General features: G+C 60.8%; 22 protein-coding genes and 1 pseudogene. 14 read left to right on the forward strand and 9 right to left on the reverse strand.

The window, feature by feature from the left end:
* Window positions 1–17 precede the first annotated feature (17 nt).
* The 14 genes and pseudogenes from KHO33_RS37725 to KHO33_RS37790 all read left to right on the forward strand — a co-directional run bounded on the left by KHO33_RS37725 (window position 18) and on the right by KHO33_RS37790 (window position 16,483).
* Window positions 18–3,587, forward strand: coding sequence for an ImcF-related family protein (locus KHO33_RS37725; protein WP_200567778.1), 3,570 nt, complete (start codon window positions 18–20; stop codon window positions 3,585–3,587).
* The gene (tssA, locus tag KHO33_RS37730; RefSeq protein WP_407946214.1) at window positions 3,587–5,185 is read left to right on the forward strand and encodes a type VI secretion system protein TssA; all 1,599 of its coding nucleotides are present in this window, start codon (window positions 3,587–3,589) and stop codon (window positions 5,183–5,185) included. Before KHO33_RS37725 ends, tssA begins: the two co-directional genes overlap by 1 nt.
* A gap of 23 nt (window positions 5,186–5,208) precedes the next feature.
* Complete coding sequence (tssF, locus tag KHO33_RS37735; RefSeq protein WP_200567776.1) at window positions 5,209–6,987, forward strand: type VI secretion system baseplate subunit TssF; 1,779 nt, start codon at window positions 5,209–5,211, stop codon at window positions 6,985–6,987.
* A complete protein-coding gene (gene tssG / locus KHO33_RS37740) occupies window positions 6,951–8,093 on the forward strand; it encodes a type VI secretion system baseplate subunit TssG (protein WP_234480859.1) in 1,143 nt (380 codons plus the stop codon). Before tssF ends, tssG begins: the two co-directional genes overlap by 37 nt.
* Before the next feature lie 9 nt (window positions 8,094–8,102).
* The gene (gene tssJ, locus KHO33_RS37745; RefSeq protein WP_200567775.1) at window positions 8,103–8,636 is read left to right on the forward strand and encodes a type VI secretion system lipoprotein TssJ; all 534 of its coding nucleotides are present in this window, start codon (window positions 8,103–8,105) and stop codon (window positions 8,634–8,636) included.
* Window positions 8,633–9,760, forward strand: a complete 1,128-nt coding sequence (locus KHO33_RS37750) for an AcrVA2 family anti-CRISPR protein (RefSeq protein ID WP_200567774.1) — start codon at window positions 8,633–8,635, stop codon at window positions 9,758–9,760. The genes tssJ and KHO33_RS37750 overlap by 4 nt, the downstream gene beginning before the upstream one ends.
* 212 nt (window positions 9,761–9,972) lie before the next feature.
* Window positions 9,973–10,773 (forward strand): DUF2306 domain-containing protein, encoded by an 801-nt coding sequence (locus KHO33_RS37755; protein WP_234480858.1) that lies wholly within the window; start codon window positions 9,973–9,975, stop codon window positions 10,771–10,773.
* Window positions 10,774–11,013: 240 nt separating this feature from the next.
* A complete protein-coding gene (locus tag KHO33_RS37760) occupies window positions 11,014–11,229 on the forward strand; it encodes a hypothetical protein (RefSeq protein ID WP_200567772.1) in 216 nt (71 codons plus the stop codon).
* Between the two features lie 178 nt (window positions 11,230–11,407).
* Complete coding sequence (locus tag KHO33_RS37765) at window positions 11,408–11,734, forward strand: hypothetical protein (protein ID WP_200567771.1); 327 nt, start codon at window positions 11,408–11,410, stop codon at window positions 11,732–11,734.
* A 256-nt stretch (window positions 11,735–11,990) separates the two neighbouring features.
* Window positions 11,991–12,971, forward strand: coding sequence for a hypothetical protein (locus KHO33_RS37770; protein ID WP_200567770.1), 981 nt, complete (start codon window positions 11,991–11,993; stop codon window positions 12,969–12,971).
* Window positions 12,972–12,981: 10 nt separating this feature from the next.
* On the forward strand, window positions 12,982–13,359 hold the full coding sequence (locus KHO33_RS37775; protein WP_200567769.1) for a hypothetical protein: 378 nt from the start codon (window positions 12,982–12,984) through the stop codon (window positions 13,357–13,359).
* Between the two features lie 69 nt (window positions 13,360–13,428).
* Window positions 13,429–13,971 (forward strand): transposase, encoded by a 543-nt coding sequence (locus KHO33_RS37780; protein WP_234480857.1) that lies wholly within the window; start codon window positions 13,429–13,431, stop codon window positions 13,969–13,971.
* A 224-nt stretch (window positions 13,972–14,195) separates the two neighbouring features.
* Window positions 14,196–15,215, forward strand: coding sequence for a UPF0149 family protein (locus KHO33_RS37785; RefSeq protein WP_200567768.1), 1,020 nt, complete (start codon window positions 14,196–14,198; stop codon window positions 15,213–15,215).
* Window positions 15,216–15,598: 383 nt separating this feature from the next.
* Window positions 15,599–16,483 (forward strand): annotated as a pseudogene (locus KHO33_RS37790) (mechanosensitive ion channel family protein).
* 162 nt (window positions 16,484–16,645) lie between these two features.
* Here the strand turns inward: KHO33_RS37790 and KHO33_RS37795 are convergent.
* The 9 genes from KHO33_RS37795 to KHO33_RS37835 form a co-directional block, all read right to left on the reverse strand.
* Window positions 16,646–17,278 (reverse strand): SEL1-like repeat protein, encoded by a 633-nt coding sequence (locus KHO33_RS37795; RefSeq protein ID WP_200567767.1) that lies wholly within the window; start codon window positions 17,276–17,278, stop codon window positions 16,646–16,648.
* A 427-nt stretch (window positions 17,279–17,705) separates the two neighbouring features.
* A complete protein-coding gene (locus KHO33_RS37800; protein WP_200567766.1) occupies window positions 17,706–18,053 on the reverse strand; it encodes a hypothetical protein in 348 nt (115 codons plus the stop codon).
* Between the two features lie 65 nt (window positions 18,054–18,118).
* Window positions 18,119–18,766 carry a TetR/AcrR family transcriptional regulator gene (locus KHO33_RS37805; RefSeq protein WP_200567765.1) on the reverse strand — a complete coding sequence of 216 codons (648 nt, stop codon included), beginning with the start codon at window positions 18,764–18,766 and terminating at the stop codon, window positions 18,119–18,121.
* A 137-nt stretch (window positions 18,767–18,903) separates the two neighbouring features.
* The gene (locus tag KHO33_RS37810) at window positions 18,904–19,266 is read right to left on the reverse strand and encodes a hypothetical protein (protein WP_200567764.1); all 363 of its coding nucleotides are present in this window, start codon (window positions 19,264–19,266) and stop codon (window positions 18,904–18,906) included.
* A gap of 51 nt (window positions 19,267–19,317) precedes the next feature.
* On the reverse strand, window positions 19,318–19,689 hold the full coding sequence (locus KHO33_RS37815) for a hypothetical protein (RefSeq protein ID WP_200567763.1): 372 nt from the start codon (window positions 19,687–19,689) through the stop codon (window positions 19,318–19,320).
* Between the two features lie 166 nt (window positions 19,690–19,855).
* Window positions 19,856–20,584 (reverse strand): aldolase, encoded by a 729-nt coding sequence (locus KHO33_RS37820; RefSeq protein WP_234480856.1) that lies wholly within the window; start codon window positions 20,582–20,584, stop codon window positions 19,856–19,858.
* Entirely contained in the window at window positions 20,574–21,917 is a 1,344-nt protein-coding gene (locus KHO33_RS37825; protein ID WP_200567762.1) for an MFS transporter, read from the reverse strand. Before KHO33_RS37825 ends, KHO33_RS37820 begins: the two co-directional genes overlap by 11 nt.
* 112 nt (window positions 21,918–22,029) lie before the next feature.
* A complete protein-coding gene (locus tag KHO33_RS37830; RefSeq protein WP_200567761.1) occupies window positions 22,030–22,920 on the reverse strand; it encodes a LysR family transcriptional regulator in 891 nt (296 codons plus the stop codon).
* Window positions 22,921–23,448: 528 nt separating this feature from the next.
* Window positions 23,449–25,047, reverse strand: coding sequence for an FAD-dependent oxidoreductase (locus KHO33_RS37835; RefSeq protein ID WP_200567760.1), 1,599 nt, complete (start codon window positions 25,045–25,047; stop codon window positions 23,449–23,451).
* Between the last annotated feature and the right edge of the window lie 236 nt (window positions 25,048–25,283).

Raw genomic sequence — 25,283 nt, forward strand, 5'->3', positions numbered from 1 at the left:
GCTTTGAGCGATAGAACATGGTAAAGCCAGTTGTCCATAACCCCCAGGCACCGCATACGCGCGGCGCGAGCCTGATCGTATTTGCCCTCGCGCTGCTCATGGTCCTTGGCTTGCTGACGTGGCTCGCTGCACGGCAGTACGAGTGGTCCAATGCACGGCTGCTGGGCATCGAACTCGCGGTCGTCATTGCCGTGTTCGCGTTGATCGGCGGATTTGTGCTTTCGGGACGAGGTACACGCGATGCGCTGCAGGGTACCGGGCGTTCGGGGCAAAGCGCGCTGGGTACTGGAGCTGCTTCCGCGGGTGCCGTGACGCTGAAGGATCTTGCCCGCATACTTTACCTGCGGCACGGTCTGTTCTGGCGCTACCGGGAATCGTGGCTGCTGCTTGTCGGCAATGCACACGCCGTTGCCGCGCATATGCCGGATCTCGCGACGCAGGCCTGGCATGCGAGGGGCGAGACGGTTCTGCTCCACTGTCCCGTCGACCAGAACGGCCTGCCGGACCGGACATGGCTGAGATGCCTCGCGCGTCTGCGCTGGCGCAGACCCCTCGATGCGATCGTATGGCTGACCGATCCGTTCGAGGACGAACTGTCGGCGCAGCGTTCGGCGGCCGCAGCGAAAGCGACGCTCACGCAGATCTCGCTCGGTTTGCGCTGGTCCGCACCGCTGCATGTGGTCACGGCTACGGGCCTTGCCGCCGTCGACAGGGATGGCGAGGAGACGATTGGCTGTACGCTGCCCCGCCGCTACGATGACCGCGCGGTGAGCAGTGCATTGCAATCCCTTGGCCAGCGCCTCGCGGTCATCGGAACAAGCGTTGTCGCCCAGGACGGCCGAAGGCGCTATCTGGCAGAACTCTCGCAACGACTGGAAAACTGGAGCGTACCGCTCACCCGGTTTGGCGCCGTTCTCGCGCAATCGCGTCACATGCCAGTCGAGCCGCGCGGGACATGGTTCCTGCCGGCCAAGCGTCAAACGCCGTCAACGCCGAACGACGAACTCGTTGTGCCGGCCATCTGGCAGCGGATCGGATCATTGGGGCGCCACGCGGGCGGCCGCCGGGTTGGCTGGCATCCGTCTACCGTAGGTGCTGCGATCGTCGGCACCCTGGCTTGCCTCTGGATCGCCGGAATGTTTATCTCCGGTGCAGCCAACACGCGTGAACTGCTTTTTGCAAACCAGCTGACACAACATCTCTCATCGACCCGAGACGGCCGCACAGGTCTGCACGCGCTGCTCGATCTCCAGCACAACATCGAGCGTTTCGAGTATCGCGCGTCGGCAGGCACGCCGTGGTATTCGCGCTTCGGCCTGAACCGCGACAGATCAATTCTCGTCGGACTGTGGCAGGCCTATACGCCCGCGAGTCGTCGTCTGCTCGTCTCACCGGTGCAGCAGGGGCTCGAATCGTCGCTGACAACCGTGGCTGCGATGCGTACGGACGTCTCCGACGCGGCAACGACCCAGCAGGCGCTCGCCGGGCACAAGACACTACGCACATACCTGATGCTGGCTGAACCGAAGCGTGCCGACGCGAAGGTGATGGAGCCTGAACTCACGCGAAACTGGTTCACGAATGCCGACCTGACAACGGGCGAGCGCCAGGATCTGGCTCACCAGTTCTTCCCGTTCTTCGCGCAGCATCTTCCAGCCCATCCCGACTGGGCGATCCAGCCCCGAGCCGACCTGGTCAACGGTACGCGGCAGACACTGCTTGCGATCACGGGCGTCAAGAATTCAACGGATACGCTCTACCATTTGATCCTTGACGCGGCGGCAGGAAAATACGGCGACCAGACTCTCGCGACGATGCTGGCCGGTACCGACGCAAGAGGACTTTTCCACACGTCGGTGACGGTGCCCGGCATCTATACGCGGCAGGCGTTTGACGGGCAGATTGCACAGGCGATCGATGATGCCGCGGCGCGGCAGGACGTTTCGACAGACTGGACGCTTGGCGTAACGTCGTCCGTGCAGCCACGCCTGGAGTCGGCCGAGGTGCTGCGCAAGCAACTCCGGCAGATGTACTTCGACGACTACGCGCAGCACTGGCAGAGCTTCGCGAACTCGATCCAATGGGAACCGGCACCCACGCTTCCGGCAGTCGCCGAGCAGTTGCGCCTCTTTGCGGACGCGCGGCAATCGCCGCTGATCGCGCTGATGAAAACACTCGACTACCAGGGGCGCGCGGGCGAGAACGTGGCGTCGCTGTCTGATACGCTCGTCGCCAAGGCGCAGAACCTCATCGGCAAGCATGAGTATGCCGGGCAGGCGGAAGGCGAAGTCAAGGCGCTGGTGCCGGCCGCACCGCTCGACGCAGCCTTCGGTCCGGTCTTGCGCCTCGTGAGCCCCGTCCAGGCGCAAGGTGGCGCCGCTTCCAGCGTGAGCATGTCGCGCTATCTCGACGCCGTGACGACGTTACGCCTGAAACTCGAAGCGATGACGAACAGCGGCAGCATGGACGATCAGGCGAAGCAGGTCGCCCAGTCACTGTTCCAGGGCAAGAACTCCGACCTTTCCGATACCCGTAACTATGCTGGCCTGATTGCGGCGAGCCTCGGCGAGCAATGGTCGGGCCTCGGAGAATCGCTTTTCCTGCGCCCGGTCGATCAGGCCATGCAGGCGGTGCTCAAACCCGCGCAGGTGAGTCTGAACGACGCGTGGCGGCAAAGCGTCGTGGAACCGTGGGCGAGGTCCTTCCAGGGACGCTACCCGTTTGCGTCCAGCGGCGATGATGCGTCGTTTCCCGAACTGGTGCGCTTCATCCGCGACCAGACGGGGCTCATTCCCGCATTCATCAACCAGCAACTGGCCGGTGCCCTTGAACTGCACGGCGACCAGTGGGTTCCGAGCAGTGCGGGTGGGCAGGGAATACGGTTCGATCCAACCTTCCTGCACAACCTTAACGTGCTGCAGGGTATCGCGTCGCACCTGCTTGCATCGGGTGCCGCGCAGTATCGTTTCGACCTGATGCCGCAACCGACGGGCGATGTGACCGAGACGCTGCTGACGATCGACGGGCAGAAGCTCAAATATTTCAATCAGGCCGATCGCTGGCAGCCGTTTGTGTGGCCGGGCAACGATCTGCTCGTCACCGGTACCCGCCTGGAGTGGCAGACCGTTCAGTCGGGGCTGAACAAGAGCTTCGAACGCGATGGTCGCTGGGCATTTATCCGCATGCTGGAATCGGCCCATGTCGAGCCGTTGTCGAACGTGCGCTTCAGGCTCACCTGGTCGGCGAAGCCTGGCTCTTCGGGCGTGACGCCTCCGTCAGCTGGTACCGCCGCGGTGCCGGTACCAGCGAGTGATCCGGACAGCCTGTTGCCGGGCACGCCGCTGGCACCGCTCCCGAAAGCCCTTAGCCATCCGATCACCTACGTGATGCGAACTGACGCAGGCAAAGGGCCTCTCGAGCTGCTCGCGCTGCGCGGCTTCACGATGCCGCCGCGTATCTTCTCGCCAACGCCAGGTCCGGCGGCCATGAAAAGCGCCGGCCCTCCGCCACTGCCTGCCTCAGCCGTTGCAGCGGCGCGGCACGCGGCTATCCCGCTGCCGCACGGTACCGTTTCTGACGTTGAGTGATCATGTTCGCGAATTTCCTCAAGCAGCTTTTTGGCGCACGCAATCCCGATGAACTTGCGCGTGCACGCATCGATACGTGGTCCGACTGGCTACAGCCGCTACCCTCGACCGACGGTAGCGGAGTGGGGCGCGACCCTGGCTACGATGATGCGTTCATGGTGGTCAAGGAAGAGATCGGCAAGCTTTCCGATGTCGACAACGCCCTGATCGCGAGTTCGTGCGAGCAGCTCATCAAGGAGGTCGGCAAGGATCTGCGCCTCGCCGGGTACTACGTGTTCGCCCGGGTGCGGCAGGACGGCGCGACGGGCTTCGCCGATGGACTGGAACTGGCCGCGGCGCTCGTCGACCGCTTCGGCCCGGCATTGCTGCCCTCGCGTGCTGAAACGAAGCGCAACGCGCTCGAATGGATTGCGACCGCGCGCGTGCTCGATCAGCTCGACCGGCACGATGCCTTTGCGCCCGCCGACCTCGAACGCGCGATGGCGGCCCTGAATCTCCTCATCGGGAGCACGGGCGAGTGGCCCGAGGCGGCCCGACCGAACCTCCAGCCGCTGGTCTCACGCTTCGGAGGCAAGGAAGAGCCAGCGCGGACAGACAACGACGCATCGGTTGTGCGCCCGGGCGTATCCGCGCTGTCGTCAGGTGGAACGGCGATCGCCTCGATCGAATCAGCGCGCGATGCGCTTGAGCAGGCGCGCATGGTCGCCCAGTTCCTGCGCAATCAGGAGAACGGCTATCTGCCATCGGTTCGCCTGATCCGCTGCGTGCGCTGGGACACGCTTCACGACGTGCCGCCGGCCGATGGTCAGGGGCGCACGCGACTGGCGCCGCCGCGTCCCGAACTTCGCCAGCAACTCAAGCGCCTCGTACTGCAGAAGCAGTGGCACGAGCTGCTGGAGCGCGTCGAAGGTGCCTACATGGAGGGCGTCAATCACCTGTGGCTCGACCTGCAGTATTTCCAGCACGTCGCGCTCGACCATGCCGGTGCACCGTACACGGAATGGCGCGACATCCTGCGGGCAGACTTTGCATTGTTCCTGGAACGTCTGCACGGGATCGAACGTCTCGCCTTCAGCGACGGTACCGCATTCGCCGACGATGCCACTCTGGAATGGATCGCCAGTCACGCGGTCGTTCGCAATCTCGACGAGGGCGAGGCACTCGCCGCGCTGCCCGTCTCGACCGACGATGGGGATGGCGCTGCGGCTAACTGGCAGGAAATGGAGCAACAGGCGCGCGAGCTCGTGCAGGCTCAGGGAATCGAGGCGGCCTTTGCCTGGATCGACGGTCTGCCCGGTATCCGCTCAGACCGTCAACGCTACCTGCAGCGCTGGGTCATGGCACGCGTCGCGGATCACGCCGGACGTCCGGACGTCACCCTTCGCCTACTGGCCGAACTGGACGCAGGTGGCCAGCAGTTCCAGCTCGCCGGGTGGGAGCCATCGCTGACGTTCGAGGTCAAGCATCACCTGCTCAAGACGCTGAAGGCATCCATGAACCGCAAGGATGCCGACAAACTGTCCGTTACCCGGCAGATCGAAAAACTCGGTCACGAAATGACCGTGCTCGATCCAGCCCGGGCCATCGCCGCTTTGTAAAAAGATACCCTGAGGAATATTGCATGGACGACGATTCCACGCTGCGCTATTACGAATCCGAGATGCGCTACCTGATCGCGGCTGGCCGGGAGTTCGCGGAAGCCCATCCGGATCGCGCACGCATGCTCAATCTCGATCGCGTGGGCGACCGGGACCCGTATGTGGAACGGCTTTTAGAGGCCTTCGCATTCCTCATCGGGCGTTTGCGCAAGAAGCTCGACGACGAGTTGCCGGAAATCACCGAGTCGCTGGTGAGCCTGCTGTGGCCACACTATCTGCGCACGCTGCCGTCGCTCTCCGTGCTCGAATTCGAACCGGACTTCGGCACGCTGCAGAAGCTCGAATCGGTTCCCGCTGGCATCGAGGTGAACTCCGACCCGATCGGCGCCGAAGGCACGCGCTGTACCTACCGGACCACCCAGCCAGTGGACCTGCTGCCGTTGCGGCTGAAAGCGGCGGGGGCTGCGGCGCGGGCTGACGGGCGCTCGACCATCCGCCTGTCATTCCATATCGAAGCGCAGTCGCGGCAGAACACGCTCAGTGCGCCCTACCTGCGGCTCTATCTGAAGGCCGACCGGCCGGTCGCGATGGCCCTGCACCTTGCGCTTACGCGCCATGTCGACGATGTCCTGCTGCGTATTCCCGGTGCGCATGACGGCGAACCCCGATCGCTTCGCGACGCGTATTTTGCGCCCGCTGGTTTCGGCACGGATGAACGGCTGTGGCCCAAGCCGGACAACGCGTTTGGTGGTTATCAGCTGCTGCTTGAATATTTCAGCTTCCCCGAGAAATTCCTCTTCGTGGATCTGTTCGGCATCGACCTCGCCGCGCTGGCACCGAGCGTCACCGAATTCGAGGTCGAAGTCGTGCTGAACCGGACGTATCCAGCGGATCTGCGATTCTCCGAAAAGAACATCCGCCTGTTCTGCACGCCGATCATCAATCTGTTCCGGCTCGATGCGGAGCCTGTGCGCGTCAATCACCACGAAACCGAATACGCGGTACGGCCGCGCCAGCGTCACGGTGGCAACGTCGAAACGTATTCGGTCGACGCCGTGGATGCGCACGACCACGGCTCAGGGGCGCGTGTCGAGTACGTGCCCTTCTCCAGCTTCAAGCATCGCGGCGGCATGCTGCGGCACGACGCGCCGGAGCGCTACTATCACGCGCGCGTGCAGCAGGGGGCGAAGGGCCTTTACGAAACGTGGGTGGTGCTCGGTGGCCACGCGTGGGAGAACGCGGAAGATCTGCCGCGCGAGACATTGTCGCTGCGCGTCACCGGCACGAACGGGATGCTGCCGCGCAAGGGTCTGCGCGAGGCCGGCATCAACGAACTGATGAGCGGCGTGTCGAACGTGGCGCGCGTGCGCAATCTCGTGTCGCCGACCCTGCCGTTGCACCCTCCGACGGGCGACCGCTTCCAGTGGCGGGTGCTGTCGCATCTGGCGCCGAACTACCTGTCACTGATCGATGCCGAAGTGCTGCGCGGCACGCTTGCGCTCTACGACTGGACCGACGGCGAGATGAATCGCCGGCGTCTTGACGGTATCCAGAAGGTCACCCGCAAGGGCCTGCGCAAGGTAATGGGCGGGGCGGTCGAACGCGGCCTGCAGATCGAGGTCACACTCGACAGCCGGGCGTTTGCGGGCGAAGGCGACCTGATGCTGTTCGGCGAGCTGCTGCACCGCTTCTTCGAACTGTATGCCGACGTGAATCTTTTCACGCAACTGGTGATCGTCAGCCTGCCGACCCAGGAGCGTATCGAATGGCCGGCGAGCAAGTCGGACCGGTCACCGATATGAGCGAAGCGGACGACGTGCGCTACGACATGGGTGGCATGGGCTTGCGAAGGCCAAAGCTCGCGCCGTTCGTGCGTGCGGTGCTGGCCAGCGCACCGCGCATGAACATCTTCCAGCTCTGCCGCCTGCTCGAGCTGCATACACCGGAGCTCCCGGGTTTTGGCTCACGGGACGCGGTGGCGCACGAACCGGTGCGCTTCCGGCCGAAGGCGCTCGTGGGCTTTCCAGGCTCAGAAGTGGCGGGAGTGGAGTTCGATGAAGAGCGGCCAGAGGCGCCGCCCTCGGTGCGCACGACCTTCCTCGGGCTGTACGGTGTGGACGCGGCGATGCCGTCGCACCTGATCGATGACATCGTGCTGCGGCGCGAAGGACACGAGAAGGCAATGGCCTTTCTCGACATCTTCAACCATCGCATTGTCACGCTGCTTTACCGCGCCTGGCTCAAATACCACTATCCGGTCAGCTTCCGTGCGGGTGGGACCGATGAGATCTCGAACTATCTGCTGTGCCTGGCAGGTCTCGGAATTGGTAACGCGGCGCACAAGTCGGGCCTCGCCCCTTCAAGACTGCTGGCGCTGCTGGGGCTGTTCACGCAACGCTCCCGCCCACCCGAAGGGCTCGCGGGCGTGGTGCGGCATCTGCTCGACGGTGCACAGGTTGCGGTGCGCGAGTTCTATCCAGTGTGGGCGCCTGTCGGGACACCCCAGGGGCTGACGGCCCGCCCGCCGCGGCGATCGGCGGGCGGTACGGCACTGAGCGGCCTGGGCGACGGGCACGTGCTCGGTTCCCGCCTGCTCGACAATTCACAGGCGGTGCTCGTCACCATCGAGCCGCTCGATGCCGCGCAGACCCACGCGTTGCTGCCGGGCGAACCGCTGCATGACGATCTGATGCGTCTTGTGGCCGTGTATCTGGGCCAGAAGTCCGACGCAATCCTCCGCATGAAGATCCCGGCATCGAATGCGCCGAAGCTCGCGTTGACGGCCGGTGCGGCGCCCGCCGGTGTGCACCGGCCACGGCTTGCGTGGACCGCGTTGATTTCGCCAGCAGCCGACCAGATGGTGACGATTCACCTTGGCCGGTACGACTCCCTCGAATGCGAAAATTAAGGAGATCCGATGCGGATAATCCCAATCATGACTGTCGTGTGCGCAAGCGCGCTGGTGTCGGCGTGCGGTGCGTGGCAGTCGGTGTCGGACGGTACCGCGGGTGCGTATAACGCCGTGTTCCACAAGACGGTCAAGACGCTAAACGTGGACCTGAGCGCCCGCGCTTCGCTGAATAGCGGAACAGGCGAGCAGCCTCTATCAGTCGCCATTCGCATGTACCAGTTGAAGGACCGCAAGGCGTTCGATGCCGCTTCCTACGATGACCTGCTGCAGAACGACCGCACGGTGCTTGCACAGGACCTGCAGGATACAGCGAGCGCAATTGTCACGCCGGGAGGAGCGATCAACCTGTCGCAGCCGATGCGCGCCGACACGCAGTATGTCGCGATCGTCGCATTCTTCCGCGATGCCGCAGGCGGCAGTAACTGGCGTCGCGTGTTCCAGAAGAAGTCGCTCTCGGCGGATGACCCGCTGAAGCTGCAACTGGTCGACGACGAACTCGTTGTGGCTGGCGACGTACCGAAAGTGCGGCCCGCGCCATGATTGCGGCGAACCTCTTCGTGACGCCGAGGAACTGGCCAGCCGCGCAGGGACTGGTGACGGCTTCGGCGCAGTCCGTTTCGCTGGCCACGCCTGCGGAATGTGTGCGTCGCGTGGGGCAGCATTTCCCGGACATCTGGCCGAGGCTCGATCGGCTGCGCGTGAAGTATGCCGACGGAGCACACGGATTCCCGGATCACTGGTACCTGCCGTTTAACGGTATCGTGCCGGTGCTTGATGATCTGCTCGAAGAGATGGTACAGGCCGGCGCGCGGGTCGGGAACGTGCCTGGCGTCACCGTCAACATGCTGGCCACTCTTGCGGGCTGGCGTGTCACTCAGGGCGTCTACCGGTTCGATCCGACGCTGTATAACGCATTGATTGCGACGCCCATCGAAGGGAAGCTTCCAACGGAATTGCTCTCGCGCCTGCCGGAATGGACCGTCTACATCGAGACGCCGGGGATGCGATGGGCGGGTGAAACGCTGCACGGAGTCTTCGCGCAGGTTGGGGACCTTCACGACGGGGCGGAGATACTGACGTTGGTCGCACATACCGCAGGCCCCAACCATACCGTGTCCGGCGTCTCGATACGGCTCGACGAAGAGACGATTGAAGCCTCGCTTGAGGCAGTGTATTTCCGTCACGCGGCGAAAGGCCTGGCGCTGGATGCGGATGAGTTCTCCACACTTCATGTCGTACCGCAGCTTATTTCACTGCTGCTTTACCTGTGCAGCGAGGCGGCCGAAATTGGCGATGGCGCACATCGCCCGGTCCGACCCGTACCGCGAAAAACGAAGAAGGGCACACGCATGTTCCCGGCCGAACGACCAGCGGCATGGGGCGTTGGCATGCGTCTGGGGGCCGCTCTGCGAAGAACCTGGAACGACGAGGACCGGGCCGGCAAGGTACCAGGATCAATAAACGCTAGTCCGCGTCCTCACGTGAGACGTGCTCATTGGCATAAATTTTTACGTGGATCTCGACAGAACCCGAAGCCGGTGTTGCGATGGCTACCGCCGATGCCGATCAACGTCGATGCAAGCGACGATCTCGTGCCAACTGTCCGGCCAGTTGTCGCGGCCGTGTCGGCGCCACGGTCCAGCTCTCCAAAGACCGACCAATGAACAACAAACCTGATTCTCTTCGAAGCACGGGTGCCGGCCTGCTAGCCAATTGCCCGGGCGAATCCCCGGTCCACCTCCCCGGAGGTGTGCGAACGGATTTCCCGGACAGCAACCATCTGGCCGAAGGGCCGGACGGCGACAGGGTTCTGGTTTCTGAGTCGGGCAGTTCGCTAATGAACTTACATCCCGGGCATCGCATAACAGCCGCCGTCATGAGCATGTCGCCGCCTTATGTGCTCCTTTTTGCCGCGTGGATCAGCGCGTTTGTCTTCGGCGTATACATCATCGTGTTTTACGGCGGAGCGCTGTTCACGGGCGGCATGCAGGACTGGAATCAGGTGCTGCCGCAGCTCTATGAAGAGGCATCGAGACCAGCGACGTTCGCGATCGGCGCGCATTTCTTCGCTGGCGCGGTCGTGCTGCTGCTTGGCCCGCTTCAGCTCATTCCGGGTCTGCGCGCGAGAACGCCGGCGCTCCATCGCACAACAGGACAGATCTACGTATTCGCGGCGCTTGGCGCCGGACTTGGCGGCCTGGCGTATCTGGTGCTCAGGGGCGCAGTCGGCGGCTTCGCGATGGATGCTGGCTTTGGTGGCTACGGCACACTGGTCATGCTGGCGGCGGTCAACACCGTGCGCCACGCCCGCGCGCGTCGCTTTGCGTTACATCGCGCATGGGCGATACGTCTGTTCGCGCTCGGCATCGGCTCGTGGCTATACCGGATCGACTACGGCATCTGGCTGAAGCTCGTGGGCGGGATTGGGCACACGCATACTTTCGACGGCCCTTTTGACCACGTCATGAATTTCGCCTTCTACGTGCCCAACCTGATCATTGCCGAGTGGATCATCCGGGCGCCACGCAGCAGAATGACTGTGCAGACACCGAACCGCATTTTCCGCGCGATGCTGATCGTCGCAATCTGCATGGTTCTGGTATCGACGGTCCTGTTTACGCATTCGTACTGGGGGCCTCACATTGTCGCGCGATTTGTTGCACCGCGCGGCGTCTGACGTTGAGCGTGGGCCATGATTCGTCAAATTGTCGCCAGTCAAAAACCACCGGCAAAGCAGGTGGCTTGAAATTGTGAGCGTCTCAAACGCACCCATAAAACCGTGAGCCGCCCATGGGCGGCTTCATGATCAGTTTCATCTGGTCGATCGCTGTCTGAGTGCCGGGCGAGCAGTCCGGCGCGACGGCGGGGAAGGGCGTGCAAACGAACACACAAGCATCAACAGCAGGAGAAGGCGGACATGCAGGAACAGGAATACAGTGCGGGAATCGGAGATCTGAAGAACCTCGCTGGGCAACGCTCGCGCGAGGGCAACGCGCAGAGGCCGGATCGGGTTGGGTCTCGCTGGACACCGGCGCGGGCCATCGCGAGCCTGCTCGGCGCGCTGCTGTTCGCGTGGGGATTTCTTCACCTGATCCTGGTGCTCGTGTTCCCCCGGGCTTCGCCAGTTCATTGATGCGCGACATGGGCGCAAGCCGGATTCTGTCGCACCGTTCGACGGAGAAATGAAAAATGATACGCTATCCTTACTAAATTTCATCATGCTGACGAAAACCCGTTTTACCATTGTCGTGCTTGCGAGCGCCGTGAGTTTTGTCGGGCTGCCCGGCTGAGCCGGACCGGCAAGCCAGCCCATGCCATCTGATGCGCGGATAGAAACAGGTCACATCACGGGCAAAAGACTTCTCGCCCAGGTTGATCAGTCATCGTCCTCCCCGGTCAGCGCCGGCGTGGGCGGTGGCGCCATCAGCGGTGGTGGCGGATTCGGCGGCGCCGGACTGGGGATCGATCTGACGAACCTGTTCAGCCATCCAGCGAAGACACAAAACGTCTACGAATACGAGCTCACCACCGCCGCTCATCAGGTCCTGAAGATCAACAGCAGTGTCGAACTGAAGGAAAGCGACGTCGTGTCGGAGCAGCCGGGCATGTCACGAATCGAGGCATCATTTGCGTGCTGACAGACCGATCGCCTGGCGTGAAAGGCTCGCGAACGTCGCCTGCGCGCATGGCGGGTCGCGCTGCAAGGCGGCACTGGAGGCGCCCGGACGGGTTCGTGCTGAATCCTGCTATCGCGAACCTGACCCGTACGCGCTGTTCGATCCCGACTCCGGCCAGTGGCATTTCATCGCCCGTCAGACATCCTGATTGATGCTCCGAACCATGACAACTTCAACGAAGAGGCGGGGCGGGTCGCCGCCACTGACGATTGAGCAGATGCAGGCCACTGCGATCGCGCGCGGAGGCCGATGCCTGTCGACGCAGTACGTGAATTCGACAGCAAAACTGGAGTGGGAGTGTGCCGAGGGACATCGCTGGTTCGCGTATCCCAGTAATGTCAAACGCGGCACCTGGTGCGCAGCCTGCGTGAAGGAAAGGACGTACCGGACCCTGGCCGACGTGCAGCAGGCCGCCCAGGCGCGCGGTGGCCGCTGCCTGTCGGAAAAATATGAGAACAACTACACCCACCTGCTGTTCGAATGCGGCACCGGCCACCGCTGGCAGGCCCGAGCGCAGTTTATCCTGAAGGGGACATGGTGCCCGCACTGCGCGCGCGCCCAGCGGCGACGCACGCTTGAACAGATGCGTGAACGGGCCGCCCGCCGTGGCGGACAGTGCCTGTCGGAGACCTACGTTTCCCCACCGCAGCAGTTGCTGTGGCGCTGTGCTGCTGGTCATGAATGGAAGGCAACGGCCAACACCGTGTATGACCACTGGTGTCCCGAATGCAAGGTCAAACGCCGCCGTCTGGGGATCGGGAACATGCATGAGCTGGCCGCTACGCGCGGCGGCGCCTGTCTCTCGACTGACTATGTCAACACGAAGACGCCGCTCGAGTGGCAATGCGCGAAAGGACACCGGTGGCAGACGCCGCCCATGACAATCATCGCGGGAAGCTGGTGTCCCAGCTGCAGCCAGAAACGCTACACGCTGGCCGACATGCAGGCGCTGGCCCACTCGCGCGGCGGCAAATGCCTCTCAGATACCTATGTCTCAACGCTGCGTCATTTGCAGTGGCTATGCGGGCAAGGCCACGCGTGGTCGACAACGCCCGCGATCGTGCTCCAGGGCCACTGGTGCCCGGAATGCGCGATTCTGGCGCGGTGCGGAAGCGACAAGGCTCGCCGCAAATATCTGGCGGCGAAGTCGCGCCCGCTAACGAATGGATTGCCGACAGAAAGGAAAGCGGCAAGGTAACAGGACAGACATGACGAAAGCAGAAAAGAGACGCGCCTCGACGTCGGCGCAGGTGGTGGAATGCATGACGCCGGACACCGTGTATAGCCTGGCACAGATCGCGCGGCTCATCGGCACCGGTCCGCCCGAAGCGCAGCGGCTGCTGTCGGCGTGCGTGGCGAAAGGCAAGGTGAAAGAGTCGCGCGCCGGCAAGCGGGCTGCCTACAGCCTGCGCACGGAAGAGGACATCCGGATCGAACGTGAGCGCGCAGCGTTGAACACACTGCCGCGAGGCGTGCTGCAGGGCTACGACGTGACACATCGCCGCTTCCGGGAACTGTGCATGGCGACCCGCGGCCCGCTTCCGGGCGCGCCGGATCGCAACGTGGACGGCCCGCCCGATGAGTGAGCGAACCGATGGACCCAGAAGTCCGGACGCGATGAGCGGCAACCGACACTTTTCTGAAACAGTCAAAGCATGAACATGAATGAATTTCGCCGGCTGGCAGCAAAGATCGATCAGCACATGCAGCAGCTTTCTGCCCAGCAAGTCAACGACGCACAGGCCATCATCAACCGCATGATGGGATACGTGCCCGATCTGCACAGGATCTGGGTCGGAACATCCGACGATCAACTCATCGCACTGTCCAACGAATTCCCCGGTTTTTTCCGCTACGCCCTGATCATGGAAGAGGCGTTCGAAGCCGAACGCAACAAGGCATCGCGGCCCTACGACGGCATGGCCCGGTGTTCCGAACAGCAGAGGCAGCTGGGGGCTCAATTGCTGACAACGGCGGCAACACTTGAGCGCGGCTATCAGGCGTTTCGTGGAAGCGGCAACCTGCAAGTCTTCCAGTCTCAAGTCGACGAACTGGGCAGACTGCATCGTCAATGGCTTTCCGATCTGGAAAGCTTCAAAAGCTCTCTACGCTCGCAGGGCACCGAACCCAAGGTATTGGAGTACGTGAATGAAGCGTTCGGACGTATTGCCGAGCGCATCAGGAAACTTGCAGGTTGAAGTGGTGGCGGAAATTTCTGGGGATGCCGGCTTGGGACTCCGATAGGGCCGCGTAAAAATTCGTCGTCGTGCCGATCGTCAGGTTGATTCACACATCACCCCATCGGGTAAAATATGGGCACCCCGCCGCTCGCCGAAATGATTGCGCACAAGCGCCGTATCGAGTCGCACGTCGGCGACAAGCGATCAGCATCACGTCTACCGTGTATCACCGTGAGAACTCCATGAATCTCAATCCCGAATTCGACGAGCCATTGACCGACGAAGAGTTGGATTTCCTCGAACGCTTTCTTTCGAGCAATGCCGTTTGCGACGATACGATGGACGCCGTCATGTTGCATGGCTTTCTGACCGCCGTCATTTCTGGACCGAACGTGATCATGCCGGGCGCGATTTTTCCGTGGATCTGGGATGCAAGGCACGCAACACGTCAGCCCAGATTTCTGTCACCAGGTCGGGCACGCAAGGTCACCGGGCTGATCATTCAATACTGGAACGACGTCAACAACACCCTGAATCACTGTCCCGATCTGTTCACGCCTCCTCTGCACACAACCGAGTGGAAGGGTGAAGAGATTCTCATCTTCGACGAATGGTGCGAGGGCTATTGCAAGGGCATCGGCATCGACCGGGAAGCCTGGGAGCCGCTGATTGAACGGCACCCCAGTTGGTTCAATCTCATCCTTTTGTTCGGGACAGCCTCCGGATACGAAGATCTGGTGCAGCGGGATTACACGGTCGAGCAACGTCGATCGTTCGCAAACCTGCTCACGGCCTCCGCGCTCAATATCCATCAATACTGGTGCGAGGAGCGCCGGAAATTGATGGAACAAGGCGAGCGGCCAGACATGATCCCGGCAGTTTCAAGGCCGAAAGACGGGGCAAGCAAACAGACCGGGCGCAGGGATCTGGCCGCGCAAGACGAGAATGAGTTCGAAGACCTGTTCCTGGTCGATTCGCTCGGCCGTCCGACGGAAGAAGCGTTTCACCCACTTGCATTGTCCCCGCTGTCTACGACCATAACCCGCAGCGGCACCTCTGTCGATGTACACATCTATCGGTCCGATAATGATGGCCGCGATGGCTGGGTGCTGGAAATCGTCGACTCGTTCGGGACGTCCACGGTTTGGGACGATTTGTTCCCGACCGATGGCGCTGCGTTGACCGAAGCGTTCAATGCAATCGACGCGCATGGTATTGAATTGGTAACGGGAGAGATACCAGCGCACGCAACGAAGCACTGAGCGCTGTGAAAGGGTTTCCGGCTTGAAATCCCGTTTTCGATGCCATATGCACGTCACGTTTATTCGAGCACAACCATTCTGACCTGCCCGTGCTCGGGTAGTCGCGGCGGTACGCGCGCGATGCCCCATGCCGTGAGCAACGCGTCGAATAACGGACCAGAGGAGCTGTTGGGAGCAACTGGTAGCGGCCGACCGGTCAGCCGGTACTGGACTCGCTCGCTGAGTCTGGCACCGGGTCGCCGGATGCGTTCGATAAGAGCATGCCGTCCGTTAGAATTTCATGACCGGCGCCACGTAGCCGGTCGCAGGAGTGCGCCTAGGTGCTGCCAACACTATGACGGGCCGTTCACCGCCTCAAACCTGTTTCAAGGAGTGTCCGAGCCATGCAGAATGTATTTTCCGGAATCCCCGTGCTTCGATCAAATGTTTTGTGGGATGCGCTGGCAGGATTCTCGATGCGCCTTTGCGCCGCCCTGTTGATACTGGGTATCGGCTGGTGGATCTCACTGCGCGTTGCGCGCTGGCTGCGTCAGATCCTTACCCGTCAGGCGCGCGTAGATGCCACGCTGCGTCCGATCCTGTACGACACGAGCCTGTGGGGCATTCGCGTCGTTGCGATCGTCGGGGCGCTGTCGCAACTGGGCATCTAGACGGCCAGCATCGTGACGGTGCTCGGTGCTGCTGGCCTCGCGATCGGTCTCGCGCTGCAAGGCACGATGCAGAACATCGCGGCCGGCATCATGCTGTTGCTGCTGCGTCCGTTCAAGGTCGGCGACTATATCGACGGCGGGGCAGGTAACGTCGCAGGCACGGTCGAGGAGGTCAGCCTGTTTACGACGCGTCTCACAAAGCCCGACGGCATCTGCGAATACGTGCCGAACAGTGCGCTGTGGAGCAATTCAATCCGCAACTACAGTCGCAATCCGACCCGCAGGCTTGATCTGGAAGTAGAAATTTCGATGCGCGATGACGTGGATCGCGCGCTTACCGCACTACGCGCGCTCGCCAGCGCCGATCCACGGGCGCTCAGGGAGCCGGCGCCCCAGGTAATGGTCAACCGCTTCGACGACAGTACGGCCGTGCTGAATATCCGCGTCTGGTCGAATATCGACGTATTCTGGGACATGCGTTGGGATCTCGCGCGACAGGTGCGGCGAGCATTGACCGATGTGCAATGTTCACTGCCGCTGCGGGCTCGTGAATTGCACATTGTGCCGGATGCGAAGGGCAGTGACGGGCCGGTCGACGGTCGGCCCGTCACGCAATGACGCCTGTGCGGTGTAATCGTGCGAAATCTGGCGGTAGTCGCATGCAGAGCCACTTGCAGCAACGCTGGGCGGCTCCACGGCTTTTGCGCAACCGGAGAGTGTGCACATCGTTGATCGATAAGAAGTTTCAGGATCAAACCGCCACGAAAAGGACGACTACCCCTAACGGGCCCGTAATGCGTCGAGACGGGCAGCGCATTTTGCGCTCGAGCCACCGCGCTTGTAGGCCTGTAACGCCTTCCCGTTGTCTGGAATGACGTCGCCCGGAGCACTTCCATCCCAGCGTCCCTCCCAGTACAGGCCAAGGTTGTAGGCGGCCGGACGGTGCCCCAGTTCCAACGCCGTGGCGTACATTTCCTTGGCCATTTCGAGGTCGGGGTCCAGGCCGCGTCCGAGGCGCGCACTGTCGGCGAGGGCCGCGGCCGCCATACCCCGCAGCGGGTCGATGGCGGTATCGTCTTTGATGACATCGCCCAGCATCGAGTGGCCAAGCTCATAGTCAACCGGGCCACCGGTTTCTGTGAGCAAGGACAGCGCGAGTGCCACGCGCAGCGCAGGGTGCCGGTCAGGGCCAACCCGTTCAATCAGACGCCGGCCGAGGTAAGGCGCCCCCGACAGCGGGCTCGCGAGCAGGCCATTCGCAATGGCCGCTATAGATTCAAGGGAAAGAAATCCGGTCTTGTTTGCTGATACAACGTGCCGGAAGAACTTCTCCACGTCGAGCGACGGGTCGCCCCTGCGAAGTTGTGCCCATTCGTGTTCAATCTGGCTAAACCAGCTGGAATCTACAGGCATCAGATTTGGGCATCCTTTGGTGAGTGATGAGAACGATGATACCTCACCTTAGCTGTTACTTGGCTCGAGAGGATTCCTTATCTGATCTGCACACTCGCATCGCATAGGAGCACAGCACCATGGGATACCAGACAGTGGCGGGTGTGGCGCGTAGGCTCGACACCTTCGTGATCTACACACGTGACGGCTTCGTCGCCGAACAGAAATGAGCCGACTTTCGAGACGGCTGCTGATGGCCGCAGGCCGCCCGACCTATCAGCACGTCATACTGGCATGCGTGCTGGCGGCTCAATGAAACTTCAGGCACGGTGGCCGCCGATTCGAGCGGCGACAATCGCAATAGAACTTATGTGGCGCCGGTGTTTCTCGCGACAGGTATGGCCCTGACGGCCTCTGCTTCGGGTGAACCGTGGATAGATTGGGACAGCTACTGCATGGTCGTCGTGATCGGCGCGATCACGCATGCCTCGATGGACTCTTCTTCCTGCGACTGCATCCAGAGGCCTGGCAATACATCATCGTACAGCCCGCGGAAACTCTTCAGAACAGACTGCGCGCTCACCTCGGCGCTCTCTGCGACTTCCCTGAGCGCCCCGATGAGAGTCTCGCGATTTGTCTTTGACTCGTGGCACAGTTCCAGTTCGCGGGCGAGCGAGGCGAGCCTCCCGAACACCTCTGCGTGAAGGTCACCAATATGGAGCGCGTTGCTGGCCATGTTTTCGAGCAGGGCAATACGGAGCGTGCGTCTGGAAAATCGCGGAGAGTCCTGGGTCACGTTCTGGTTCCTTATGTTCTGGCTCCGATAAAGTAGGGGTATCGTGGAAACCATGGTTTACATATTCAGGAATGCATATCGTTTTGATTATTAAAGAGCTCGTGTGGATGTGGAAAATCAGGCGCCAATATCCCATACTCCGCCGTCCCGGCTTGCATCTCTGACGAAACGAGCCTGAGGGCGATGTCCCATGCCTGGGCAGCGGCGTGCCTTTCGTCACCCGCCATCGCGGACTGAATTGCGCCGTCGAGTATCATGACCAGTTGCCTCGCGAGCAGTCTGGCAGACGGACGACGTGGCACGATTCCTGTCACGATATCCTGAAGAAAGTTCTGCAGGTGCTCTTTCTGCGCAGCCGCCGCACGCATGATCTCGACTGAATGAGAATGGAATTCGTGGAGCGCGCCAGCGAACATCCCCTCCGTAAAATCCCGGGCCATGAGCCGGCGTTCATGCCACACAAACACCTGATGCAGCCGCTCTATCGGGGATGTCTTTCGTGCGACCGCCTCGGCCATCAGCGTCAGCGACTGTTGCGCCCGTTGTGTCAGCACTTGCGTGACCAGTTCGTCCTTCGAGGCGAAGTGCCGGTACATGGTCATCTTCGCCACGCCAGACTCGCTAATGATACGGTCGATCCCCACCGCGTGATAGCCGTCTCTCGCAAAGAGACGCGTCGCGGTGTTAACGATATCCTGCCTCTTCGTGCTCATGGAAGCCGCCTGCCTGCAAAATGGGGTAGTGGTCGGCAAGCAGGCCCTCCCCATCGCAAAGGCACTGGCATAACGGATTTCCTGTCGGATTGAAAAGAACATCTACCCATCGGGAGGTACCGGTCCGCACAGCCCAATCAGGCGGAGCAGCCGCTACCGTCGGTAGGCCACGGAGAAAGCGCGTCCCACACCGGACCATCTTCGCCGTCTCGAGGCGTGGTGAACTTCAGCGACGCCAGGTTTGCGCGCGCTTCGCGTTCGACCTGTTCGCATGCTTCGCGCAGGCCGGCGGCGATCGCAGTCCGGTCCGCCTCGGACACGCCGGACCGGGCAGTCGCACGCGCCATCGCGCTGATGCGCGCAAGCATCGCCACCTGGCGGTAAGCGGAGGTGAGCGCGCCACGCCTGACACCTTCCAGAAGCGCGTTGCGCTTGGTAAAGCGGATGATCTGCACACCCAACTCTTCAACTGAGACCGGTCGGTATGATTCGTTGCTCATCAGGACTCCTATATAGCGTCCTCAAAAAACGAAACTTTCTTCCAGCAATCTTTAGTGCTGCGTATCGGTCGACGGCGCGATACGGCAGGCGTGATACAGTGCCCCGCAGTCGGTATCGTGCCCAGGCGCCCCGACCAGATGCCGCAACAGCCGGTTGCGGATGCCACGAAACGCGCCGACGTTGATGCGCTCGTTCAATTCCAGGTGCACCGTCGTTTCTTCCATACGGGCAAATAGCGCATCCCGTTCGGTCGCGGTTATACAGTCGCTGTCAAGCGATTCAACCAGGGCAACCAGCGACACAATATGCTCGTAGTGCATCCGGTGGGCCACCTGCACACCCTCCATGAATTTGTCGAGCAGGTTGAGCAGGCTGTCGGTGCTGGTCGACTCGTCAACGTACTGCGGAATGGATCTGTTCACTCGATGTTCCTCAGGTTGGATGTCCGCGGAAATGACACGGTGACAGGATGGATCAGTCACCAGCAAATGCGGTCCGGTTTGACGTTACTGCGGCACGTCGATCGTTTGGCGCACCCGCAGGAAGTAGGTACGACATTGTGCGTGCCCGGCTGCCTGGCTCTGAATGTCAAACCTGGGCTCGCCAGTAGTTGAACGTGGCATTGACTATGGAGGGTTGCAGCAGGAAGTCATGCGCGGCCTGCGCAAGATCATCCCGCACCGGCTTTATCGTTCCCGCAGCCATGGCGCGCAGGGCCGTCTCCGCAGCTTTTTCAATCGACACGGCAAGGTAGATGGCCTCCTCGATCGACGCGCAGGCGCAGACGTGCCCGTGATTGACCAGCAGGGCTGAGCGATAGACGCCAAGGGCCTCCGTGATGATCCGCCCTTCATCATCTCCGATTGGCACGCCGGGCCACTCCGGCAGGAACCCGCAATCGTCGTGGAACATGCACGCATCCATATGGGCGACTGGCAAAGGGACGCCCAGCATTGAAAGCGCGCTGACGTTCGTCGGATGTGTATGCACAATCGACTGAACGTCGGGTCGATGGCGGTAGATCCACGTATGGAAACGGATGGCCGGATTAGGGATGCCCGATCCGCTCATGACATTGAGTTCGTCGTCAACCAGCACCATCGTTTCCGCGCTCGCGCATGCGAAACTCGAGCCGAGCGCGGGCGTCCAGTAACCGTGGCTAAACGTATCCCGCCATGAGATCTGTCCGGCCAGGCTTGCCATATGGCCTTTGGCGTAAAGGATGCGACAGGCAAAAGCAAGCGTGTCGAGATTGGCCTGCACGCCCGCAAGTTCGGTATTGAGCATATTGGAACCCGCCATCATGTCAACGTGCATCGCGTCCCGCTCCCTGTTTCATGAAAGCGCCCTTCATGAGTAGCGTGCATATCGCGGCGACACTTGCCAAGGCACCAATGTAGATTGCAACGGCTTGCAAACCGCCGTGACGGGCTACCAGGAATGTCGCCACGATCGGTGCCAGACCTCCTCCAATGGCGGCGGCAAACTGGATACCAATCGAGATACCGGTAAAGCGCACGTCGGCAGGAAACTGGTTGGCAAACAGCGCGGACTGGGGCCCGAAGAGCATTGCATAGTTGACGCCAAGCGCCAGCGCGACAGCGCATTGCAACGCGAGCAGGCTTCCGCTATCGATCCACATGAAAAGTGGAACAACGCTGAGCGCCATGAAAACTGCGCTGGCGGCATAAAAGCGGCGCACGCCGACGCGGTCCGCCAGCCAGCCGAACAACGGCAGCGTCACAATCTGCAGCGCGGCTCCCAGACCGACCGCGTGCAGAACTTCGACCTTGCTGAAACCAAGTCGGGTTGACGCGTAGGCAACGAGGAAGACCGTGAGCACATAGTAGAGGGTCACTTCCGGAAGTTTGGCCGCGATCGCCAGAACCAGAGGCTTTTTGTGGCGGGCAAGCAGCTGCCACAATGGAATCCTCACCTCCTGGCGCTCTACCTCGACCCTGGTGAATGCCGGTGACTCGCCAACCCTTCGACGGATGATGATGCCAAGAACGACAAGTATGGCGCTTGCCAGAAAAGGAACTCTCCAGCCCCACGTCTGGAATGCCTGCTCTGGAAGTTGGCCGAGCAGGCCAAATGCGCTGGTCGAAAGAAGAAGGCCTATCTGCGGGCCCATTTGCGGCAAACTGCCAACGAAGCCAGCCCGTGCTGATGGCGCATGCTCTACCGCCATCAGCACGGCGCCACCCATTTCACCACCCAGCGCGATACCCTGAAGGATGCGCAAACCGACAAGCAGTACGGCGGACCATACGCCGATCGAGGCGTAACCGGGAATCAGGCCGATTCCGACCGTGGAGAGCCCCATCAGGAACAGCGAGAGGGTGAACGTTGACTTGCGGCCAATGCGGTCGCCGAAGTGGCCGAAGACGATGGCCCCCAGCGGACGCGCAAAGAGACCGGTCGCGAAAGCGCCGAACGAAGCTAGCGTGGCGCTTGCCGGATCGAGCGTTGGAAAGAACTGCCTGTTGAAAACCAGCGCGGCGGCCATGCCGTAAGCAATAAAGTCAAAACCTTCGATCACCGATCCAACTGAGGCGGCAACGATCGCCTTGCGACTATCGGGCGAAATGACATTTTCAGATGCTGATTCAGCAGTGAGGGTATCGCGCGCGATCACGTAATCTTCCACCAATATCTCCGGATAGAGGAAACCACAGCAGGGAATAATGACACCGGGCGATATTAGCGCGAATTATCTTCAGCAAAACTCAATAATCGGACAACACTGAGTTAACGGTTTGTTATTGCAGACCACCTGCGATCATTTTTGCCACGCCAACCACCTGCTCAATAGAGGCAGACGTGTCTGATTTATTGTTAAAAATTGTCATAATGCGACGTGGCGCGATCGCAGGCAGTGAACGACGCACGATGCCGCGGTCTTCTACCATATCCTGCGGCAATCCTTCCGGGAGAATGGTCAGCCCATCCGTCAATGAAACCAGTCGCAGGATAAGTTCAAGCGAGTCACATTCGATAAATGGATGGAGACTGCGGCCACAGGCGCGCTCGACCATCCGTCGCATTGCGTACTGCCTTGGCGGCAGGATCAGCTTGAGTTTGTGATAGTTCGTGAGCACTTCCGGGTCAAGATAGGCCGTTGCACTTCCGTATAGCGCCAGACGCTCCTCAAAAAGGAACGTGCTTGTCAGTCCGGCCGAATCAACGGCCGTGTCGTACACGAAACCCACATCGACGATGCCGCGCTCCACACACTCGACGACATTTGTCGAACTGTCGCAGTGAATATTCAAACCGGCATTCGGATATACCCTGAACAGCCCCCGGGTCAATTGAGGAATAAACCATGGGACCAGTGTCTGCACCGCAGCGATTCGCACGGAAACCATTTGCTCCGCCCCCTGCGCCAGCGACTGCGAGAGTGCATCATCCAGTTCGTTGAACAGGGGCTCGACTTTCAGGAGCAGTGCCTGGCCATCGGCGGTGACTGCCATGCCTCGGCCATTGCGACGAAATAGCAGTTTGCCGAGCGACTTCTCAAGGGCCTGGATATGCCTGCTCAGCGCCGGTTGAGTCATACCTTTTGCATTTGCCGCCACCCGCAGAGAACCTGCCTTTGCGACGGCAATAAACATACGTAGCTGGGTGTCCCGGCTCGAGTCAAGTTTCATTGAGATCCGTATCTGTGCGCGTTCGGCTACGACGTATGGAACCCTCTACCTGAAAGAACCCCGGTGCGTCTGCACCGGGGTTCAGTATCTGCCACGTCGTTCCATTTTCAGACCGCAGACACTGCGGGTTTTGGGATGTGCTCCGGGCACTCACGCAGTAATCCCGATGCGTTCAGGGGCGCACCGCCGTCCCCAGGGAGCACCACACCGGTGCGCGATTATGCACGCCCCTTTTACCGGGACGCAACGGACAGGATCTGTTATATGCGGATTGAATACGCCACAGAGCCCAGTACTACGATCGCACAGGCTATTCCTGCCCAACACCCACAGATTGAAAATGACACATTCACCAGACTGACACTCAGCCCGGCAATCGGGCCTCTGGCTTGAGTCACAGGCGGATTTTCAGAACGGGACGCGAAGGGAAATGGCTCTTTGACGAGGCGAATGTCCGCTGGCCTGTCGCGGGCGAGGCGGCTGCGTGAGTGAGATGCTGAGCGCCCGAATGGGCGCCCAGCCGCAAGGTTACGGTGCCGTGATCGACATCGAGTGATGGAAGATATTCAGCGGATCATAGGCTGTCTTGACGCCCTGCAGGAACGGGTACATGTTGAGGTAGTACAAGGTCTGCCAGTTCGGGGGCGCTGGATTGTTCAGTTTGAGCATCGCGATGTCCGGGTAATTGATATAACAGCCTTCATAGTAGGAGCTTGGCTGTGTTGATGTGGCGGGGAAGTAGGGATATGGCGTTCCCTCAAATCCTTGGGACGATGTAAGTTGATGCACGCTGGAAAAAAGATTGTCCAGCCAGCTGATATGCAGATCATCGTTGACAGGATTGGTCCAGTACGTCTGGTATTGCAGCTTCATGACCGACGCCCGCTGGGGAACGGCGGTATCGGCAAGTCGGGCTGGATTGTTAATGGCTCCGCCATAATTGGACACCTGAACCGAGGCCTGCCTGAGCTCATTTCCGGCGCTCATGTCCGTCAGCGCGTTGTACATGGCGTTGAGTTCGGCATCGACAAAATTCTGCTTCATGTAGGAAGACGCGTATTTGCTGCGCTGGTTCGCACCCGACCCGTTGTTGTTCTGGGCCGCATACAGCCAGTCGAGTGCCCGGGCACCTGGCGGCAGCGGACCGATATCCCCCTGGCGTGCGGTGGAGGTCGGTGAACTGACGACAGGAACCGACTCGTACGGCAAGTAGGTGGTCTCGACAGTGGGATTGAACGGTGCAAACAGCTGATAAAATTCATTCAGTGCAGCCGTATCATCCAGTCCGCCGTCACGATCACAATAGAAGGCGGAAATGCTTATCTGCCCGGATGATTGATGCGTAAGTCTCATGGATCCCCACAGCCCGTCAGTCTCTGGACTGCTTGCGGCATGGTCCACGCACCACTGCCCAAACGTCTTCGCAAGATTGATGAAGATTTCCCGCGTCATACCGGCCCAGCTGATCCCTATGGACAGCAGGGCGATCTGCCGGGGAGCGTCGGGCAGCGAATCGAAGTAATAGTTCGTGATAACGCCAAAATTCCCTCCGCCGGCGCCACGGCAGGCCCGCCATAAGTCTTTGTGCGCATTGTCAGCTGTGGCGTGTACCTGGACAACGCTCCGGGATGAATCAACCGTCAGGACATCGACAGCACTGACCCAATCGCAGCTGAGACCGTGAAGCTTTGAAAGGTAACCGAAGCCGCCGCCGCAAATATGTCCGCCCCCGCCCACTGAGTAACATGATCCGCCGGGGTAGGTTTTGCCGGTATTCTTGTACAGGTCGACGTAGCTGTTCCAGTTCTGCGCGCCGCTGGCCATTTTGAAGCCGTAATGATGCCCTTCGACAGTAACGTCATACTCGACCTGGTCGCACAGCCCGATGTCGATGATGACGCCACCTTCATTGTTCGATACAAAGCCCTCGTAGCAGTGCCCGCCACTACGTATCGTTGGCCGAAGTTGCCGTGTCAGCGCTTCGGCCAACGCAGCGTGCACATCATTTTCATTGCGACAGACATAAATCCTTTGAGGATTTTCGCCCTGGTCCGGGAAGCGGAGATTAAAACCCTTTATCAAGGTCTCGTAACGCGAATCCGAAGCATCAATATCCTGAAATGCCATTCTTTTTCTCCTTTCATAATCAGGTGCGCAGCCAGATTGTTAGCACTACGATGTGTTAATGTAAATTTGAAATCAACGTGTCGCATCAAGAAAAATAGTGACCGAAAGGTGGCTGCTGAGACAGTCTAGATGCTATGTGGGAGGGCAGCGACAGAAAGCCCGACTGGAGTAAAACGGGAGTTGCACACTCGTTTTCTCCGAAGGAGCACGCAAATGGATACGCCTGACACAGCCCT

This window comes from Paraburkholderia nemoris (assembly GCF_905221015.1).
Lineage (GTDB): Bacteria > Pseudomonadota > Gammaproteobacteria > Burkholderiales > Burkholderiaceae > Paraburkholderia > Paraburkholderia nemoris.